Source organism: Psychroserpens mesophilus (genome assembly GCF_050617655.1).
GTDB lineage: Bacteria > Bacteroidota > Bacteroidia > Flavobacteriales > Flavobacteriaceae > Psychroserpens > Psychroserpens mesophilus_A.
The window spans coordinates 94,133-114,713 of record NZ_JBODQC010000001.1; the positions used below are offsets into that span (position 1 = coordinate 94,133).

22 protein-coding genes are annotated in these 20,581 nt (G+C 33.7%); 16 read left to right on the top strand and 6 right to left on the bottom strand.

Features of this window, described 5'->3' with window-relative positions; all coding sequences use genetic code 11:
• Positions 1–305: 305 nt before the first annotated feature.
• Positions 306–1,937, bottom strand: coding sequence for an ABC-F family ATP-binding cassette domain-containing protein (locus ACRHNM_RS00350; RefSeq protein ID WP_431132514.1), 1,632 nt, complete (start codon positions 1,935–1,937; stop codon positions 306–308).
• Between the two features lie 161 nt (positions 1,938–2,098).
• On the opposite strand from ACRHNM_RS00350, the gene ACRHNM_RS00355 reads away from it, so the two are divergent.
• The 16 genes from ACRHNM_RS00355 to ACRHNM_RS00430 all read left to right on the top strand — a co-directional run bounded on the left by ACRHNM_RS00355 (position 2,099) and on the right by ACRHNM_RS00430 (position 17,258).
• Positions 2,099–2,251 (top strand): hypothetical protein, encoded by a 153-nt coding sequence (locus ACRHNM_RS00355; RefSeq protein ID WP_431132516.1) that lies wholly within the window; start codon positions 2,099–2,101, stop codon positions 2,249–2,251.
• A 25-nt stretch (positions 2,252–2,276) separates the two neighbouring features.
• Positions 2,277–2,426, top strand: a complete 150-nt coding sequence (locus ACRHNM_RS00360; RefSeq protein WP_431132518.1) for a hypothetical protein — start codon at positions 2,277–2,279, stop codon at positions 2,424–2,426.
• A gap of 42 nt (positions 2,427–2,468) precedes the next feature.
• Positions 2,469–3,440, top strand: a complete 972-nt coding sequence (locus ACRHNM_RS00365; RefSeq protein ID WP_431132520.1) for an L-threonylcarbamoyladenylate synthase — start codon at positions 2,469–2,471, stop codon at positions 3,438–3,440.
• A 172-nt stretch (positions 3,441–3,612) separates the two neighbouring features.
• Positions 3,613–4,482: a 3-keto-5-aminohexanoate cleavage protein gene (locus ACRHNM_RS00370; RefSeq protein WP_431132522.1), complete on the top strand. Its 870-nt coding sequence runs from the start codon at positions 3,613–3,615 to the stop codon at positions 4,480–4,482.
• Positions 4,483–4,489: 7 nt separating this feature from the next.
• Complete coding sequence (locus tag ACRHNM_RS00375; RefSeq protein WP_431132524.1) at positions 4,490–5,128, top strand: GNAT family N-acetyltransferase; 639 nt, start codon at positions 4,490–4,492, stop codon at positions 5,126–5,128.
• A gap of 175 nt (positions 5,129–5,303) precedes the next feature.
• The gene (gene rplM / locus ACRHNM_RS00380) at positions 5,304–5,759 is read left to right on the top strand and encodes a 50S ribosomal protein L13 (protein WP_431132526.1); all 456 of its coding nucleotides are present in this window, start codon (positions 5,304–5,306) and stop codon (positions 5,757–5,759) included.
• On the top strand, positions 5,759–6,145 hold the full coding sequence (gene rpsI / locus ACRHNM_RS00385; protein WP_431132528.1) for a 30S ribosomal protein S9: 387 nt from the start codon (positions 5,759–5,761) through the stop codon (positions 6,143–6,145). Before rplM ends, rpsI begins: the two co-directional genes overlap by 1 nt.
• Positions 6,146–6,404: 259 nt before the next feature.
• Entirely contained in the window at positions 6,405–7,208 is an 804-nt protein-coding gene (rpsB, locus tag ACRHNM_RS00390) for a 30S ribosomal protein S2 (RefSeq protein WP_431132530.1), read from the top strand.
• Positions 7,209–7,295: 87 nt separating this feature from the next.
• The gene (gene tsf, locus ACRHNM_RS00395) at positions 7,296–8,270 is read left to right on the top strand and encodes a translation elongation factor Ts (RefSeq protein ID WP_431132532.1); all 975 of its coding nucleotides are present in this window, start codon (positions 7,296–7,298) and stop codon (positions 8,268–8,270) included.
• A gap of 207 nt (positions 8,271–8,477) precedes the next feature.
• On the top strand, positions 8,478–9,185 hold the full coding sequence (gene pyrH, locus ACRHNM_RS00400) for a UMP kinase (protein ID WP_431132534.1): 708 nt from the start codon (positions 8,478–8,480) through the stop codon (positions 9,183–9,185).
• A gap of 49 nt (positions 9,186–9,234) precedes the next feature.
• Entirely contained in the window at positions 9,235–9,792 is a 558-nt protein-coding gene (frr, locus tag ACRHNM_RS00405) for a ribosome recycling factor (protein WP_431132536.1), read from the top strand.
• 67 nt (positions 9,793–9,859) lie between these two features.
• Positions 9,860–11,137 (top strand): DUF5686 family protein, encoded by a 1,278-nt coding sequence (locus ACRHNM_RS00410; protein WP_431132538.1) that lies wholly within the window; start codon positions 9,860–9,862, stop codon positions 11,135–11,137.
• Between the two features lie 77 nt (positions 11,138–11,214).
• Positions 11,215–13,629 carry an efflux RND transporter permease subunit gene (locus ACRHNM_RS00415; RefSeq protein WP_431132540.1) on the top strand — a complete coding sequence of 805 codons (2,415 nt, stop codon included), beginning with the start codon at positions 11,215–11,217 and terminating at the stop codon, positions 13,627–13,629.
• Between the two features lie 30 nt (positions 13,630–13,659).
• Positions 13,660–15,090, top strand: coding sequence for an asparagine--tRNA ligase (gene asnS, locus ACRHNM_RS00420; RefSeq protein ID WP_431132542.1), 1,431 nt, complete (start codon positions 13,660–13,662; stop codon positions 15,088–15,090).
• 96 nt (positions 15,091–15,186) lie between these two features.
• Positions 15,187–16,653, top strand: coding sequence for an RNA polymerase factor sigma-54 (gene rpoN, locus ACRHNM_RS00425; protein ID WP_431132544.1), 1,467 nt, complete (start codon positions 15,187–15,189; stop codon positions 16,651–16,653).
• Between the two features lie 47 nt (positions 16,654–16,700).
• The gene (locus ACRHNM_RS00430; RefSeq protein WP_431132546.1) at positions 16,701–17,258 is read left to right on the top strand and encodes a hypothetical protein; all 558 of its coding nucleotides are present in this window, start codon (positions 16,701–16,703) and stop codon (positions 17,256–17,258) included.
• A gap of 5 nt (positions 17,259–17,263) precedes the next feature.
• Here the strand turns inward: ACRHNM_RS00430 and ACRHNM_RS00435 are convergent, their stop codons facing one another.
• The 5 genes from ACRHNM_RS00435 to ACRHNM_RS00455 form a co-directional block, all read right to left on the bottom strand.
• Positions 17,264–17,983, bottom strand: a complete 720-nt coding sequence (locus tag ACRHNM_RS00435) for a porin family protein (RefSeq protein ID WP_431132548.1) — start codon at positions 17,981–17,983, stop codon at positions 17,264–17,266.
• A 107-nt stretch (positions 17,984–18,090) separates the two neighbouring features.
• The gene (locus ACRHNM_RS00440) at positions 18,091–18,573 is read right to left on the bottom strand and encodes an ExbD/TolR family protein (protein ID WP_431132550.1); all 483 of its coding nucleotides are present in this window, start codon (positions 18,571–18,573) and stop codon (positions 18,091–18,093) included.
• Positions 18,574–18,587: 14 nt separating this feature from the next.
• Complete coding sequence (locus ACRHNM_RS00445) at positions 18,588–19,193, bottom strand: ExbD/TolR family protein (RefSeq protein WP_431132551.1); 606 nt, start codon at positions 19,191–19,193, stop codon at positions 18,588–18,590.
• A 16-nt stretch (positions 19,194–19,209) separates the two neighbouring features.
• On the bottom strand, positions 19,210–19,653 hold the full coding sequence (locus ACRHNM_RS00450) for a hypothetical protein (RefSeq protein ID WP_431132553.1): 444 nt from the start codon (positions 19,651–19,653) through the stop codon (positions 19,210–19,212).
• Positions 19,654–19,679: 26 nt separating this feature from the next.
• A complete protein-coding gene (locus ACRHNM_RS00455; protein WP_431132554.1) occupies positions 19,680–20,426 on the bottom strand; it encodes a MotA/TolQ/ExbB proton channel family protein in 747 nt (248 codons plus the stop codon).
• Between the last annotated feature and the right edge of the window lie 155 nt (positions 20,427–20,581).

Sequence of the window (20,581 nt, forward strand, 5' to 3'; positions counted from 1 at the left end):
CAAAAAGAGCTTCAACAAATGCCTCAATCCCTAACGCAGTTAGCAAAATTAGAAATTATGATTGAGATAAAAACTAACATTATAAATCGCATGTCCCAAATCAATTCACAGAATTGAACGCCAAGGCGAAGAATAGATGAAGAAAAGCTCCGAAAACAGGAGAACTCTGTTCGACGCGGAGTTTTCAAATCGGTTTTCAGTTTGCAAAACTGAAAAATTCCTTGGCTTGGTCTTGATGTTTTGATTCGTTTTGCATCAAGGCAAAATGAATAAAGAAACACATCAACAAATCAACATTTTTGCAACTATAAATCAAGCGCTTTGATACTCTCAATCTTATTACGCTCTAAATACGCATCAATCGTTTCAAAGTGTTCAATCACACGCTGATCTTTAAACTCAAATACTTTTTTAGCCAAACCTTGCAGAAAATCACGATCGTGAGATACGAGAATTAGTGTGCCATCAAAATTTTGTAAGGCTTCTTTTAAGACGTCTTTAGATTTTAAATCGAGGTGATTTGTAGGCTCATCGAGAATCAGCAGGTTTACAGGTTCCAGCAGCAGTTTCACCATCGCTAATCTGGTTTTTTCTCCACCAGACAACACACTCACTTTTTTATCGATTTCATCGCCTTTAAACATAAAGCGACCTAAAATATTTTTAATTTGGGTGCGTACATCACCTTTAGCGACTTCATCAACCGTTTGAAAAATGGTGAGATTTTCATCTAGTAAAGCAGCCTGGTTTTGCGCAAAATAACCAACCTTCACATTATGACCTAAACTGCAAGTGCCTTCCACATTAATGTTACCTAAAATAGCTTTTATCATCGTGGATTTCCCTTCGCCATTTCGACCGACAAAACAGACTTTCTCTCCTCTGGCAATCGACATATTCGCGTTTTTAAACACAACATGCTCTCCATAAGATTTAGAAACCTCTTTCACTGTTACAGGATAATCTCCTGAACGCTGTGTTGGTGGAAATCGCAATTTCAACGCAGAAGTGTCAATATCATCCACTTCTATGATTTCTAACTTTTCAAGCATACGTTCTCGTGACGACACCTGGTTGGTTTTGGAATACGTGCCTTTAAATCGGTCAATAAACGCCTGATTATCGGCAATAAATTTTTGCTGTTCCTGATACGCTTTAATTTGATGTGCTCTTCGGTCTTCACGTAATTGCAGGTAATGGGTATATTTGGCTTTGTAATCGTAAATACGACCCATGGTCACTTCAATCGTACGATTGGTAATGTTATCTATAAACGCTCTATCGTGAGAAATCACCACAACGGCATTCGCTTTATTGACCAAAAAGTCTTCTAGCCAGATGACCGATTCAATATCAATATGATTGGTTGGCTCATCTAATAAAATCAAATCTGGTTTTTGTAATAAAATTTTAGCCAGTTCAATACGCATTCGCCAACCTCCAGAAAACTCATTGGTTTCTCTGGTAAAATCGTCTTGCTTAAACCCTAACCCTTTGAGTGCTTTTTCAACTTCAGCATCGTAATTCACATCCTCCAGAGCATAATATTTTTCACCTAAATCAGACACACGCTCGATGATTTTCATGTACTCATCAGACTCATAGTCGGTTCTGGTTTCGAGTTGCTTGTTCAGGTCTTCCATCTCATCACGCATTTCAAATACATGACTAAAGGCTTTTGAAGCTTCATCAAATACAGTTGTATTGTCTTCGGTTAATAAATGTTGTGGCAAATACGCAATAATCGCATCCTTAGGTGTTCTCACATTACCACGAGTGGCATTTTGAACACCTGCAATAATTTTCATCATGGTCGATTTTCCTGCACCATTTTTACCCATTAAGGCAATTTTATCATCTGCATTAATCGTAAATGACACATCACTAAACAAGGTATGACCACTAAACTCAACCGCCAAATTATCAACTGAAATCATCTCAATTTATTTAAAGCTGCAAAACTAATAAATGGATTGACATGAACTGAAATTTAGGATGTAAAATAATAAGTCGTCGTATTTCAGTTAATTCTAACCTTAAATCAGCAAAAAGGTGTAACTCCTGTTTCGTATATTAAAACTCACAAAAAATTAAAATTATGAGCACTAACGCAGATAAAAACGACAAACTCGAGAAAAACGAAACGAGTATTTCAGAACAGGCAATAAATAAAAAGGAGTCTGATGGCAGAGATATTAATCAACAACAAAAAGAAAGAAGGGAAATCCATCAGCCAAGAGATAACGCCTAATTTTTAACATCAAAAAGTCACAGTTATGATTATTACAAAAGTACTCGGAATCACAAGCGCTTTAACCAAAAGTAAAAAAGCAAAACTCGCCATATTAGGTCTTGAAATGGTAATTATAGGCTATGCACTTTTACAGCAAAAGCAAGAGAAGAAAAATAAACAACTCGATGCTTAAATGTATAAGTTTTTGAAGTAAGTTTGCAGTCATATTGAAACTATGACTATTATTTCAAAAGACATATCGAAAGCAGTTACAATTTTAAATGCTGAAGCGTTAGTGGCAATTCCCACTGAAACAGTTTATGGTCTGGCAGGAAATATATTCAGCGAAAAAGCCATCAAAAGCATTTTTGAAACGAAGAAGCGTCCTTTTTTTAATCCTTTAATTGTTCATATCCCATCGGTAGAACTCTTACCAACCATCGTGAGTTACGTGCCTAAAAAAGCGCAACAATTAGCTGATGCTTTATGGCCTGGACCTTTGACGCTTGTTCTTCCCAAGCAATCGATTATTCCTGATATCATTACAGCAGGAAAAGAGACGGTTGCCGTTCGTATTCCAAATCATCAAATGGCTTTAGATTTGCTGAACCAATTAGATTTCCCTTTGGCTGCACCAAGTGCCAATCCGTTTGGGAGTATCAGTCCGACAACTGCACAACACGTCAACGATTATTTTAAAAATGATATTCAAATGGTACTCGATGGTGGATCCTGTCAGCGAGGCATTGAATCCACAATCATTGGTTTTGAAGGCGATGAACCTATCATTTATCGTCTAGGTTCTACACCTATTGAAACCATTGAATCTATTGTTGGTTCAATTCAAATTAAAAACAAAAAGGAAATTACACCTGATGCTCCAGGAATGTTAGAGCGGCATTATGCACCAAAAACTAAGACTATTTTAGTGGACAATCTTTCCGAAGCTATTGAAAAAAACAGAGATAAGCGAATTGGTGTTTTAGCCATTAATAAGCTTTCAGACCATCAAGCCATAGCCTTTCAAATCGTACTTTCGAAATCCACAGATACACAAGAAGCAGCTTCAAAATTATATGATGCATTACATCAACTGGATAAGCAGGATTTAGATATCATTATAGCAGAACGTTTTCCAGATTTCGGATTGGGGAAATCAATTAATGATAGGTTACAACGTGCGACAGTTAACGTAAAAAGCATCTGATTTTGTGGTTGATGTAAATTTTAACCTTTAAACAACCACAAATAATTATTGAAAAATGAAGGAATTCTAATAAGAATTTGTAATTAATCGGCTTAAATCGCTGTAAATCCTATTATTGATAGTTTTCTGACAATTTCTTTTACCTTCCACACTCAACAAAATCTCCACAATTTTGGAAGACAAACTAATTATCAATTTCACGCCAACAGGCATGATACCAACAAAGGACATGACGCCTCATGTACCTGTTACAGCTTCAGAAATAATAGAAGACGTTCATAAAGCGAATGAAATAGGTATTACTATGGTACATTTGCACGCCAGAGATGCTATTTCTGGAAAGCCAACTTATGAAAAAGAAATCTATGCCAAAATTATTGAAGGTATCAGAAAATACGCGCCTAAACTTGTACTGTGTGTATCATTAAGTGGTAGAGATTTTAGCGAACTTGAACAACGATCTGATGCTTTACAACTTGAAGGGCATCTAAAACCAGATATGGGAAGTTTGACATTGAGTTCTTTAAATTTTAATGCAACCGCAAGTGTTAATTCACCAAAAATGGTTCAAGACCTGGCAAGAGTCATGAAAGAACGTGGTATAGTTCCAGAATTAGAAGTTTTTGATGCAGGTATGATTAACTATGCCAAATATTTAGAACGTAAAAATTTGTTGCAGGCTCCATATTATTTCAACTTGTTATTTGGAAACATCGCATGCGCACAAGCAGACATATTGCATACAGGTGTCATGATTAATGATTTACCAAAAGAATCGTTTTGGAGTTTAGCAGGTATTGGAAACAGTCAGCTAAAAATGAACTCATTGTCTATTGCTGTTGGTGGTGGTGTTCGTGTTGGAATTGAAGATAATATATGGTACGACACTACCAGAACAAAATTAGCTACCAATAGTGAATTACTGGAAAGAATTCACGTCATAGCTAAAGCAAACGAACGTGAGATTATGACTCCTGAAGAATTCAGAACCCAAATGAGTTTAGAGCCTGGTAATGGACGTTATGGACGTATTTATAAATAATACAGTAATGACAACTAAAAAGAAATCGCCTTATAGTTTCAAAGTTATTTTAGAAGTAATTAGAAATGGATTATTCCTTCAAGGAGTAAGACATGCCTTTGCAAAAATTGGCATTGATATCATGCCTTATTATTGGGTTGAGGAGGAAGTCATTCCTACTGAAAAACCAATACTAAAAACTGATCAGTTATTTTCTTTTAGGTCTTTAAAAAAAGAAGATTTAAGTAATGTCCTTGCTGAAACAGATTCTATTACTGAAACGAAAATTCATAAAAGTTTTACTGATGGTCAAGAATGTGTTGGATTAATAAATGAAGGCACAATTGCAGCTTATATGTTTATTGAATTGAATGATTTTGAAATTAAGAACCGTAAATTCAAATTAAACACCGATGAAGCTTACTTACTAAACATGTATACATTACCTAATTTTAGAGGGAAAAATTTAGCTCCTTATTTAAGATATACATGCTACAGACACTTGGAAAAAAAAGGGATTACTACAAAATATAGTGTGAGCAATTACTTTAATAAATCTGCAATTAAATTTAAGAAAAAACTAAATTCAAAACCTCAAAAATTATATATTAACATTGAATTATTTAAATTGATTCAATGGAATTTAGTCTTAAAATCCTATCCCTAAATTTCTTTAAAAAATTCATCTCACGAATTTACTCCATACTTGTTTAAAAAACAGATATAAAATATATCTGTACACTATTTGGTAATCAAATATATAATCGTAAATTTGCAAACTCTTTTTGAGAGAGAAAAGTTTAACCTGCTTGTCGTGAGACAAGTAATTAATATGAATAAGTGTGGACACATTAAGCTACAAAACGATTTCAGCAAACAAAGCTACTGCTAACAAGGAGTGGGTTTTAGTTGATGCTGAAAATCAAACGCTAGGTCGTTTAGCTTCTAAAGTAGCAATACTTTTAAGAGGTAAACACAAGCCTAACTTCACACCACATGTTGATTGCGGAGACAACGTAATTGTTATCAATGCAGAAAAAATCAACTTAACAGGAAACAAGTGGAATGACAAAACGTACATTCGTCACACAGGTTATCCAGGTGGTCAAAGAAGTTTAACTGCGACTGAATTGTTTGGAAAAGATCCAGCAAGAATCGTAGAAAAATCAGTAAAAGGAATGCTCCCTAAAAACAAATTAGGTGCAGATTTATTCCGTAATTTAAATGTTGTTGTAGGTTCTGAGCACAAACATGACGCTCAAAAACCAAAAGCAATTGACTTAAACCAAGTTAACTAATGGAAGTAATTCACAAAATCGGTCGTAGAAAGACGGCTGTTGCTCGTGTGTACCTTGCTAAAGGAAAAGGCAAGATCACGGTAAACAAAAAAGACATGGAGGCTTATTTTCCTACTGCTACATTGCAGTACAAAGTAAACCAACCTTTAACCATGACTAACAACGATGGCAACTTTGATATTACAGTAAACGTTTATGGTGGTGGCATTACAGGTCAAGCCGAAGCGATCCGTTTAGGATTATCTCGCGCAATGTGTGAGCTAGATCCAGAAAACAGACTAATATTAAAGCCAGAAGGATTATTAACAAGAGACCCAAGAATGGTTGAACGTAAAAAGTTCGGTCAGAAAAAAGCAAGGAAGAAATTCCAATTCTCGAAGCGTTAATCCTATTCTTTTTTATTATTCTGAATTTTCTTCGGAATATAAAAAATTATCAAAGCTGTTCTGGTCAATCATCAGAACAGCTTTCATTAAAACCGCTGAAAATAATTCAGCAAGATTAAAAACATCCTGAACTAAATTTAGGATGACATAAAGAAATCCCAAAACGAGTTTGGGAGAAAGTTTAGCATCTAAATGATGAAGGCGAGCGAAAGCAACCACTTTATCATTGCTAATTTAACAGAACGTAAACGAATACAACATGGAAAAAGTAAAAGTAAAAGACTTACTTGACGCAGGTGTACACTTTGGACACTTAACAAGAAAATGGGACCCAAATATGGCTCCTTACATTTATATGGAACGTAACGGTATCCATATCATCAATCTTTACAAAACACAGGCAAAAATTGAAGAAACTTCCGAAGCTTTGCATAAAATTGCAGCTTCAGGAAAGAAAATCTTATTTGTCGCTACAAAAAAACAAGCTAAAGACATCGTTGCTGAAAAAGCAGGTAATGTAAATATGCCTTACATTACTGAAAGATGGCCAGGTGGAATGTTAACGAACTTCGTTACCATTAGAAAAGCTGTTAAGAAAATGGCTATGATTGATCGTATGAAGAAAGACGGAACATTTAACTCTTTATCTAAAAAAGAACGTTTGCAAGTAGATCGTCAGCGTGCTAAATTAGAAAAGAATTTAGGTTCTATTTCTGATATGACACGTTTGCCAGGCGCATTATTTGTTGTAGATATCAAACGTGAGCACATCGCAATTAAAGAAGCTCAAAAATTAAATATTCCAATTTTCGCAATGGTAGATACAAACTCTGATCCGCGTGAAGTAGACTACTTAATTCCTGCTAACGATGATGCTTCTAAATCTATTAACTGCATCATGTCTGTCGTAACATCAGCAGTTGCAGATGGTTTAGCTGAAAGAAAATCAGACAAAGCTGAAAAAGATGCTAAAAGTGAAAAGTCACCTGCAGCTAAAAAAGAAGCAAAAACAGATAAAAAAGCAAAAGTAGCTAAACCTGTTGCTGCAAACGAAGAAGAATAAATTAACAATTACACAATATAATTAAGTCGTTTAATTGTTTTCTTTATAAAATGATAATTAAACGACTTTTTTAAATTTTATATCACTATGGAAAATACTGTAAAAATTACAGCCGCAGAAGTAAATAAATTAAGACAAGCCACTGGAGCTGGTATGATGGATTGTAAAAAAGCCTTAGTTGAAGCTGGAGGTGATTTTGACAAAGCTATTGAGGTACTTCGTAAAAAAGGACAAAAAGTAGCTGAAAAAAGAGCAGACAGAGAATCATCTGAAGGTGCTGCAATTGCAAAAATTAATGCAGACAACACATCAGGTGTTGCTATTGTATTAGGATGTGAAACAGATTTCGTTGGAAAAAATGAAAACTTCGTAGCATTAGCAAACGAATTAGCAGAACTTGCATTAAACTACAATACAAAAGAAGCTTTTTTAGATGCTGATTTTGGTGGAATGACTGTTGCTGAGAAATTAATTGAACAAACTGGAGTTATTGGTGAAAAATTAGACATCACTGCTTTTGAAAGATTAGATGCTCCTTATGTTGGACAATATGTTCATATCAATAAAATTGCTGCTTTAGTAGGTTTATCTGCAAAAGTTGACAATGTTGAAACTTTAGTAAAAGATGTTGCAATGCAAGTTGCTTCAATGGGAGCAACAACATTATCTTATAAAGATTTTGATCCCGCTTTTATTGCATCTGAAACTGAAGCCAGAATTGCAGTTATCGAAAAAGACAATATCGAATTAGGACGTTTAGGTAAAACTTTAAAAAATGTACCTAGCTATATTTCTATGGCGCAATTAACTCCTGAAGTTATTGCTGAAGCTGAAGAAGCAGCAAAAGCAGAATTAAAAGCCGAAGGTAAGCCAGAACAAATCTGGGACAGAATTTTACCAGGTAAAATGGAACGTTTTATTTCTGACAATACAACCTTAGATCAAGAACAATGTTTATTAGATCAAAAATTTATCAAAGATGAAAAACAAACTGTTGCTCAGTATGTTGCATCTTATGGTGATGTTGTTGTTACTGGATTTAAGCGTGCTACAGTAGGATAATCTATTATATATTTTTTATAAAAAAACCTCTCAATGATTGAGAGGTTTTTTTTATATCTAAATTCTACTTTTCTAAATTACAATAATGATTATATTTGTTAAACTTTCAACACGACCGTGAAATGAGTCAAAATTATTACCTTAAGGTAAGTTGATAGTTAATGTGACAAATTACGGTTGACCATAAAAGACAATAGACACGAAAAAATGAAATACAAAAGAATCCTACTCAAATTATCTGGTGAAGCCTTAATGGGTTCTCGTCAATATGGAATTGATCCTGAGCGTTTATCAGAATACGCAAAAGATATCAAAGAAATAACAGATTTAGGTGTAGAAGTCGCTATTGTTATTGGTGGTGGTAATATATTTAGAGGTGTTGCTGGAGCCATGAATGGAATGGATCGCGTTCAGGGTGACCACATGGGAATGTTAGCGACTGTTATTAACGGACTAGCACTGCAAAATGCACTAGAAGATGCTGGTGTAAAAACCCGATTACAAACAGCCATTAAAATCAACGAAGTTGCTGAACCTTTTATTAGACGAAAAGCAATGAGTCATTTAAATAAAGGACGTGTTGTTATTTTTGGTGGTGGAACAGGAAATCCATATTTCACAACAGATTCAGCTGCCGTTTTAAGGGCTATTGAAATTGAAGCAGACGTGATTTTAAAAGGAACTCGTGTTGATGGCATCTATACTGCAGATCCTGAAAAGGATTTAACTGCTGTTAAATTTGATCATATCACATTTGATGATGTATTGCGAAAAGGGCTTAAGGTTATGGATACAACGGCTTTCACTCTTAGTCAAGAAAACAAGTTACCAATCATCGTATTTGACATGAATAAAAAAGGAAACTTATTGAAGGTGGTTTCCGGAGAAAATATTGGAACTAAAGTAAATCTATAATATTTGGCTTATTTTTTGGTAAGTCTTTTACGAATTAAAGTTTTTTAAAATGAACGAAGACATAAAATTTATATTAGATACAGCTCAGGAAGCTATGGATGGTGCTATCAAGCACCTAGAAAAACAATTTGTGAACATTAGAGCAGGAAAAGCAAGTCCTGCAATGCTTGGAAGTGTTATGGTAGACTACTATGGTTCTCAAACACCTTTGTCTCAAGTCGCAAATGTGAACACTCCAGATGGAAGAACAATTACTGTTCAACCTTGGGAAAAAAGCATGCTTCAGGAGATAGAACGTGGTATTATGATTGCCAACTTGGGCTTCAACCCAATGAATAATGGTGAAACAATTATCATCAATGTGCCTCCTTTAACAGAAGAGCGTAGACGTGATTTATCAAAACAGGCAAAAGCAGAGGCAGAAGACGCTAAAATAGGTGTTAGAAATGCACGTAAAGATGCAAATCATGACATTAAAGAACTTGATGATGCTTCTGAAGATCAACAAAAAAATGCTGAAATTGACATACAACAAATGACAGACAAGTACGTTAAAAAAATAGATCATATTTTTGAAGTCAAAGAAAAAGAAATCATGACTGTATAAATCTCAAAAAAGCGACTAACTTATGTCGCTTTTTTATTCTATTAATTTTAACTCATTATAGTCCTCAATGCAGAAGTGTATATTTTTATTACTTATAACACTATGTTCTTATGCATTGCATTCACAAGAACCCATAAGCCAACAGGATTCGTCACTGGTTAAAAAAGATACGATTAATAAAATTGACTATCTCAAGCAATTAGGCAATGGTTACTTTCCAACAAAATTTTTAAATGTCGATCTTAGGTATCTCATAAAATACAATCAGTATGAAGGTTTAAGAACGGGATTAGGAGGTGTAACCAACGATGAGTTTTCAGAAAAATATCGTATCGATAGTTATGTGGTTTATGGATTTAAAGATCATCGCTTTAAATATAGAATTGGAGGTGGTTTTAGAGTTAATAAATCTACTGATACTTGGATTAACCTCTCCTATGTTGATGATTTACAAGAAACAGGAAGCTCCAGTTTTTTAACTGACAAACGCTTTTTTCAATTTTTTGAACCGCGCTTATTGAATATCGATTTATTCCATAAACACATTACAAAAGCTATTAATATTGAGCATCAGTTATCAAATCACTTGATTACAGAAACTGAGTTTGCAATCAGTAAAATTGACCCAACTTACGACTATAATTTTATGGTTAAAGATGAGCGCTTTAGTAATTTTGATATCACTACTGCTAAAATCAGTTTGCAATGGAGTCCGTTTAGCACTTATGAGACCTTAAAAGATAAAGTAGTAGAAACCAATAATGGTTATCCGCAATTTACACTTCAATTAACACAAAGCTTTAAGAATGTCATAAAAGGTGATTTTAATTTTTTTAAGGTCGACTTTAGAACTCAACATAAAATAAGATACAATGATGATGTGTTTTCAGAATTGGTACTAAGTAGTGGTTTAGCAACTGGAAACACACCTTTAACTCATTTGTATCATGCCTACCCAAATAACATCAGAAAGGAAACCATTATGAATCGGTTTTCTGTAGCTGGTGTTAATAGTTTTGAAACCATGTATTTTAATGAATTTTTCTCAGATCGTTTCGCCACACTTCAAATAAAACATTTCGTAAAACCTTTCAAAATTAGCGAACGTTACAGACCTCAATTAGTGTTGATATCAAGGTTTGCAATAGGAAACATGCACGATATTGAACGCCATAAAAACATTTCGTTTGGAACACTTCAAAAGGGTTTTTCTGAAGCTGGCTTTGAGCTCAATAAATTACTGTTTGGGTTTGGTCTGAGTTTCGCTTATCGTTATGGAGGATATCATTTACCTAAACTGGAAGATAATATTGCCGTAAAATTCACATTTAACGTTAGCTTATAATTACAATAAATTAGCATTTATTTATAGAGCATATCCCTTGCTTTTTTCTACCTTTGTCGCTCCTTTTTAATAGGTAGATGTTTAAATTATTTTCAACAGGTTTTTGGGAAGTTATTGCGCGATTAATTTTACGTAATAAAATAGGCATACTCATAAGTATTGTATTGGCAACTATATTCTTTAGTTCTCAATGGAAACACATGCGCTTTACCTATACTGAAGCCAATTTATTACCTGATGATCACGAAGTCAATGTTACTTATAATGAGTTTTTGGATATTTTTGGTGAAGAAGGAAACCTGATTATACTCGGAGTAAAAGACACCACGCTATTTACAGTTGAAAAATTAAATGCCTGGAATAAGCTCTCTGAAGATTTTAAATCTTACGACGAAGTTGAAACTGTGGTTTCTATTAAAGATCTTCAAAAATTAGTTAAAAATACTAAGGCTGAAAAATTTGATTTAGAACCTTTTATAAAAGACTCCATTACATCAATTGAGCAAATAGACGTTCTAAAGGACGAACTTTTTGAGCAATACCCTTTTTACGATAACTTTTTGTTCAACAAAGACACAAAAACAATTCGAACAGCCATATATCTTAAAAAAGATATCGTAAATACGCCTGCCAGAAAAGACTTTATCATGCTTACCCTTCAAGACAAAATAGATGATTTTGAAGCTAAAAATAATCTTGATGTAAGAGTCTCTGGTATGCCATATATCAGAACCTTAAACTCCCAAAATATTGTTGATGAAATCGGTCTTTTTATTGGGTTAGCCCTTGGTGTCACATCTCTCATATTTTTCCTGTTCTTTAGGTCGTTTAGAGCTACATTTATATCACTGATTGTTGTTTGTATTGGAGTAATGTGGACCTTCGGAATTTTAGGTTTACTCAATTATGAAATTACAGTGTTAACCGCTTTAATTCCTCCTTTAATTATTGTAATTGGAATTCCGAATTGTATTTTCTTAATCAACAAGTATCAGCATGAAGTTAAACTCCATGGCAATAAAGTGAAATCGCTTCAACGCGTTATTACAAAAATTGGTAATGCTACTTTAATGACGAACGTAACTACGGCTTCTGGTTTTGCTACATTTATTTTAACGGAAAGCACCTTACTTAAAGAGTTCGGTATTGTGGCTTCTTTAAGCATATTGGCTATATTCATGCTATGCTTACTGGTCATTCCAATCATATACACCTTTTTGCCTTATCCTAAAGAACGACATCTTGAACACTTAAATAAGCGCTGGATTGGTGGTTTTGTAAACTGGATTGAGCGCATGGTAAAGCATAAAAAAATCACAATTTACATCACATCATTAGTACTTTTAATCGCGAGTATTATTGGTATTTACCAAATTAAAATTTCAGGAAGTTTGATTGAAGACATGCCTAAAGACACAGAGTTCTTCAAAGACATCAAATTTTTTGAAAGTGAATTTAACGGAATCATGCCATTAGAAATAATGGTAGATACCAAACGTAAAAAAGGCGTCATGAAACTAAGTACGCTCAAGCGTATGAACGAATTAGAGGAACTCATAATTGATACGCCAGAATTATCAAGGCCAATTTCTGCGGTAAGCCTGGTAAAGTATAGCAAACAGGCATACTACAATGGCAACCCAAGATACTATCAATTACCAACAAGTCAAGAAAACAGTTTTATTTTGTCCTATGCTAAAAACTCGTCTTCTAATGTCGATATGCTTAAAAATTTTGTAGACAGCACTGGTCAGTATGCTCGTATCACAACGTTTATGAAAGACATTGGTACTGATAAAATGGAGCGTATTGAAGAAAATCTTCAAAATAAAATTAATAAAGTATTTCCAAAAGAACGCTATGAAGTGACCATGACTGGAAAAGCTTTAGTGTTTCAAAAAGGGACAAAATATCTAGTTAGAAATTTAGTGATTTCTTTAAGTCTTGCCATCTTTCTTATTTCGTTGTTTATGGCATATATGTTCAGGTCTTTCAGAATGATTATAGTGTCACTGGTTCCAAACTTATTACCTCTGCTGGTTACTGCTGGATTGATGGGGTTTTTAAACGTGCCTATAAAACCTTCAACCATATTGGTGTTTAGTATTGCCTTTGGTATTTCTGTAGATGACACGATTCATTTTTTAGCAAAATACCGACAAGAATTGCAGGCTAACCACTGGAAAATACGAAAATCAGTATATGCTGCATTACGAGAAACAGGTGTAAGTATGTTTTACACATCTATCGTTTTATTTTTTGGTTTTATTGTCTTTACAACCTCAAGTTTTGGAGGTACAGTAGCATTAGGCGCATTGGTTTCAGCAACATTATTGTTTGCTATGTTATCTAACCTTTTATTACTACCATCTCTTTTATTGTCATTAGAAAGAAATATTGCAAACAAGGAAGTATTACGAAAACCAGCTATAAATATCATTCCTGAAGATTCTGATGACGACGAAGACTCAGAAGAAAACATCTTATCATAAACATATATATTTGTATAAAAATTTATTAAAATGACATACTCAGTTTCACAATTATTAACACAGGATATCACTTTACAACCTATTGAAGTTAAAGGTTGGGTAAGAACATTTAGAGCCAATCGCTTTATTGCTTTAAATGATGGTTCTACAATTAATAATATACAGTGTGTTGTTGATTTTGAAAACACTGATGAAGCCCTTCTAAAACGCATTACTACAGGTGCTGCAGTTCATATTAAAGGAGACTTGGTTGAAAGTCAAGGTAAAGGTCAGAAAGTTGAAATACAAGTGACTTCAATTGATGTTTTGGGTGATTCTCATCCAGACGAATATCCTATTCAGCCTAAAAAACACTCTTTTGAATTTTTACGTGAAAATGCACATCTACGCACCAGAACAAGTACATTTAGTGCTGTCATGCGTTTACGTTCATCTTTATCATTTGCGATTCACAAGTATTTTAATGAGAACGGCTTTTACTATATGCACACGCCAATTATTACAGGAAGCGATGCAGAAGGTGCTGGTGAAATGTTTAGAGTAAGTGCTTTAGATGCTAAAAATCCACCCTTAAGTGAAGATGGCAATGTTGATTACAAACAAGATTTCTTCGGAAAAGAAACCAATCTTACCGTTTCTGGCCAGTTAGAAGCAGAAACTTACGCAATGTCTCTTGGAAAAGTGTATACTTTCGGACCAACATTCAGAGCAGAAAACTCTAACACCTCTCGTCATTTAGCTGAATTCTGGATGATTGAACCTGAAGTTGCATTTATGGATTTGGCTGGAAACATGGATTTAGCTGAAGATTTTATGAAATCTGTCTTAAGTTATGTTTTAGAACACAATCGTGAAGATTTAGAATTTCTAGAACAACGTTTACTGGATGAGGAAAAGACAAAACCTCAAGCTGAACGTTCGGAAATGAGCTTAATTGAAAAAATAAAGTTTGTAGTCGACAACAACTTTAAACGTGTAAGCTATACAGAAGCTATCGATATTTTAAAGAATAGCAAACCAAATAAGAAAAAGAAGTTCAATTATATCATTGAAGAATGGGGAGCCGATTTGCAAAGTGAACATGAACGTTTCTTAGTTGAAAAGCATTTTAAATGCCCTGTGATTTTATTTGATTATCCTGCAAATATAAAAGCCTTTTATATGCGTTTGAATGAAGATGGAAAAACAGTAAGAGCTATGGATATATTATTCCCTGGCATTGGTGAAATGGTTGGAGGATCGCAACGTGAAGAACGATTGGATGTACTCAAAGAAAAAATGAAAGCACTTGATATTGATGAAAAGGAGCTTTGGTGGTACTTAGACCTTCGTAAATATGGAACAGCTGTGCATTCAGGCTTTGGTCTGGGTTTTGAGCGTTTAGTGATGTTCACAACTGGAATGGGAAATATTAGAGACGTCATTCCTTATCCAAGAACACCTCAAAATGCAGAATTTTAAATTTAATTTGGTTTAAAAATTAATTAAAACAATCTATGTTTACATAAAAATATAGATTGTTTTTTTTTAACTTTACTACAATACCAAACTCAATACATGCTTAAACAATATTTACAGTTTAAATTATCTCAAAAGTTGTCACCACAACAAATTCAACTCATGAAGTTGATTCAGTTGCCTACTCAAGCTTTTGAACAACGTTTAAAGCAAGAATTAGAAGAAAATCCGGCTTTAGAAAGCGGCAAAGAAACCAGTGATGAGTTTGACGACAATCTCGATGAATTTGATAATTCTAATGATGACTTTAATGACAATGAAACCATTGAAGCTGAAGATATAAATGTTGATGATTATTTAAGTGATGACGAAATACCAGAATATCGCACACAAGCCAATAATTACAGTAGTGATGATGAAGAAAAAAATGTGCCTTATGCAGCTGGAACATCTTTCACCCAACATTTAACGAATCAATTAAATACATTCAGGTTAAATGACGACGAGCGTGATATTGCCGAATTTTTAGTAGGAAGTGTTGACGAGAGTGGTTATATACGTCGTTCATTAAGTGATATTGTTGATGATTTGGCATTTACACAAGGCGTTTATACTGATGAAGCTTCGGTTGAGCAAATCCTTCATAAAGTTCATCAATTGGATCCAGCTGGTGTTGGAGCGCGAAATCTTCAGGAATGTTTAAGCATTCAATTACACAGAAAAGAAAAGTATCCTGATATTGAACTCGCTTGCGATATTATAGACAAAGCTTTCGATCAGTTTACAAAAAAGCATTACAAAAAACTACTTCAAAAATTCGATATTACCGAAGCACAACTCAAAGACGCTATAGAGGAAATTGAACGTCTTAATCCGAAACCAGGTGGTTCTTATGCTGGAAACAATAAAATGGTAGAACATGTGGTTCCTGATTTTGCTATCAAAATTGTTGAGGGCGAATTAGACCTTACTCTTAACGGAAGAAACGCTCCTGAACTTCATGTATCAAGAGAGTATAGCAACATGATGAAGGGTTACAAAGAGGCAAAAGATAAAAGTAAATCACAAAAAGACGCAGTGCTTTTTATCAAGCAAAAATTAGATGCAGCCAAATGGTTTATTGAAGCAATTAAACAGCGTCAGCAAACACTTTTTGTAACCATGAGTGCTATTATGCATTATCAGAAAGAATATTTTCTCACAGGTGATGAGCGCAAACTTAAACCTATGATTCTTAAAGATATTGCTGATGAAATTGATATGGACGTCTCCACTGTTTCTCGTGTAGCTAATAGCAAATACGTTGACACGCCTTATGGTACAAAATTGATTAAAGAATTTTTCTCAGAATCGATGACTAACGATCAAGGAGAAGAAGTTTCCACTCGTGAAATTAAGAAAATCTTAGAAACAGTCATTGAAGAAGAAAATAAGCGCAAACCACTTACTGATGAAAAGCTAGCTTCAATTCTTAAGGAAAAAGGCTATCCTATTGCGCGTCGTACTGTTGCTAAATATCGTGAGCAATTAGACATTCCTGTGGCTAGACTGAGAAAGAAAATATGACCAATCCGCTCTTAAAAAGCATATCGTTTATTTTTCATCCCTTACTAATGCCTCTCTTAGGAGTTATTTTTTATTTTTCGAAGACTCCTCGCTTTATTCCAGATTCCGTTCTTATAGCAAAACTGTTTTCTATTACGATATTAACTGTAATTCTTCCGTTGTTACTGTATTATCTTTTAAAAACGTTAAAAAAAGTAAATTCGGTATATCTTGAAACTACAGACGAGCGTAAGCTTCCGCTGTTGCTAAACAGTCTTATCATTGTTTTAGTGTTAATTAGAGTACTCCCTCAAAATGAAATTCCCGAATTATATTTCTTTTTTATTGGTATTTTAATCTCTACAATAACCTGTTTTGCATTGGCTGTTGTCAAGTTCAAGGCCAGCATTCATATGATAGCTGCTGCAGGATTTTTTATGTTTGCCGTAGCGTTAGGCATTCATTTTAAGATTAATATAAATGGAACTATTGCATTGATGTGTATCATTTTAGGCGCTATTGCAACATCAAGATTGCACTTAAAAGCCCACACAACCATAGAGTTAATTATTGGTTTTTTTATAGGCTTGATGCCACAGTTAGTTTTGTTAAATTACTGGATTTAAAGCCCTTATAAGATATAAAACATCAACCCTATTCGTACAGAATTCATATCAATAGACGCTCCATCTTCTAGCGTTGCATTATTAAAAATTTGATTGAGTCCATAATATAAATGAAAACTAATATTTGAATATCCTGCACTAAAAGTCAAACCATATTGAAAGGCATTAAAATCATCAATGTTAGACAATTTTATATCATTTCCTGCACTGTTAAACTTTGAAGAATTAAATAAAATATAACCAAATTTTACGCCTGTATAAATTCGCCAAAAATCGTATTCGATAGCTGTAGAAGTTCGCCATCTAAACTCAATAGGAAACTCTACTAGGTAAGTCGTAAACTTGTTTTTACTGTATGCAATTTCATTATCATTTAATACAACATACTGAAAATCATTATCATTTTTAGAAATCTGCAAGGTTTGGTTATATGAATTTGCAGAAAGTCCAATACCAACACCTAGGGCTAGATTTCTTCTTTTATTAATTGGTATATCTCTGATAAATCCAAAATGATACCCACTAGAAAAACCACTTTGAGAGACACCATCAGGTTTATTTCCCAACAGGTTATAAGTAACCGATACATAAAACTGATCTTCTCTGTATTTATCATCTACTACAGTAGTTGTATCTGACTTAACTGATGTATCTGCTTGATTTTGTGCATCAGACATGTAGCATCCCAAGACTATAAAAAATAAATAAGAGAGCTTAGCTTTCATAGTACAAATATAACGCAATAGTGATAAAAAGATTTAGAGGCTAACATAAAAAAAAGCATCCTGTATTAGGATGCTTTTGTTTTATTTAATTGATTTAAGTTCTTAAACTACTTATCTAGATTAGCTTTAGCATCTCCAGTTGCAGTGGTATAATTAATTCTGAATGCGCTTGCCTTTCTAAGCTCCTTTTTAATATCACCTACGATACCCATGTTAGCCTCTCTGTCAACTTTTAATGACACTGTTAATTTAGGAACTAACTCTTCACGTAATGCAGCTCTTTCGGCATTTATAAAAGCTTGAACTTCACTAATTTCTGCCAACTTATCATTTAGTTGTAAACGGGCTTCAGTACCAAATTTCTCATAACCTTTGGCAGGTTTACCAACATAAATATAACTGATTGGATATTTTTTATCGAGTTTTTCAACTTGGTCTGCCTGAGGTAACCTGTTTTCAATTAACAAATTGTCTTCTCTCATTACTGTTACTACCATAAAGAAGAACAATAACATAAATACAATATCTGGTAAAGATGCCGTATTTACAGCAGGCAAACTATTATCTTTTTTACTTTTAAATTTAGACATGTGTTATGTTTTGATTATTCTACTTCAGAAAGCTTTTGAGGAATCTCAATCTTGATTTGTTCAATGACTTCTTTAAGTTTTTCTTTGTTTCCAGAAAATTTTACATCATCATATGCTTTTTCCATTGCTATAAAATCCATGTCAGGAAACCCTTTCTTAGGACCGATTTCTAAAGCTCTTCTATTACGAAGCTGGTTATAAGCAGCTACTAATTCATTTTGAACTGTAATGTAAGCAGCATAAGAAGTTTGTCTGTCATTTTTCAATGAAATAATTGCTTTATCAGGATTATCAGAAGATTTAGGGTCTTTTGCACCTCTACAATAAGAACAAGTTCCATCTCCTCCGTTATCAAGAAATTTTACTGCTGCTTGTCTCAGATTTTTTATTTCCATTAATTCATCTTCAACTAGAAGCTGATCTTTACCATTTAACAATACGGTAAAAATATTCTTCTCTTTGATAATTACATCCTCGTCATTTTCTTCAATTGGAGGTAACTTACGCGTAATACCTGAATCTTTAGGTATAGTTGTAGTTACCAAGAAGAATATGAGCAATAAGAATGCAATATCAGCCATAGATCCTGCATTTACTTCTGGTGCTGATCGTTTTGCCATAATTTAGTTTGTATTTTTATTTACTTAACGTCTTTTTAACTCCGAAAAACAACATTAGACCTGCTGCTAACAAAATTAAAATGTAGAATGCTTTGATTCCTGCTTCAACCATTTGAGATTCTCCTGCAGTTAAAACTTTTCCTTCGTCTAAAAGTCGTTCTTCTCCTGAGGATGCAAACCATGCGATTATTAAAACAAGAGCAAAAGCACCTAAAGAGATTAATGCTTTCTTAAGTTTATCTGGATGACTAAATAAGTTTATCAGACTAAATAGGAGAGCAGATATCGCTGCAATTGCAAGAACAACATAAGCCAAATTTGCAAAACCCGTTAAAACACTTTGGTTTGCTACATCAGCCTCAATAGCATCATCGCCAAGCATCATTATTCTTACTAAGAAGTAAACTGCAATCAGACCAATTACTAAAGCACCAATTTTGATTATTTTTTGAATATTCATATTATGTATGATTTAATAAATGATTATTACTTTTTGTGTCTTACCAATAAATCCATTAAAGTTATTGAAGCATCTTCCATATCATTAACGATACTATCAATTTTAGAGATAATGTAATTGTAAAAGATTTGTAATATAATAGCAACAATCAGACCAAATACTGTTGTTAATAAAGCCACTTTAATACCACCAGCAACTAATGAAGGGTTCATGTCACCTGCAGCTTCAATTTTATCGAAGGCATCAATCATACCGAGTACAGTTCCCATGAAACCAAGCATTGGTGCCAATGCAATAAATAACGAAATCCAAGACACATTCTTTTCTAATTGTCCCATTTGCACACCTCCATAAGCTACAACAGCTTTTTCAGCAGCATCAATATCTTCATCGGCTCTATCTAAACCTTGGTAAAAAATAGATGCAACAGGTCCTTTTGTGTTTCTGCAAACTTCTTTAGCTGCTTCAACACCACCTGATTGAAGAGCATCTTCAACATTTTGAGTTAATTTTTTTGTGTTTGTAGTCGCAAGATTTAAATAAATAATTCTTTCAATAGCGATTGCCAATCCTAAGATTAAACACAGCAATACAATACCCATAAAGAATGGTCCACCTTCAATAAAACGCTCTTTTACCTGTTGTGTAAAAGATAATTCTTCAGTTGGTACATCTGCGTCTTGTAGTGTAGTTGCAATTGTTGTTGCAGCATTTACAGTAGTAGTGAAAGCCATTAATCCTGCTATGGCTAAGATAGAAAATAGTCTTTTCATCGTTCTAGTTCTTAATTTTATTAGTTTAAGCGTTAAAGATATAAAAAAATTGTAATTAAAAAATAAAATTCACATCAGAGTACAAAGGTTTAACGTTCTATTACTCCTTAGTTAATTTAACTTTTATACGAAGTTAAATAAAATTATTTTGCATT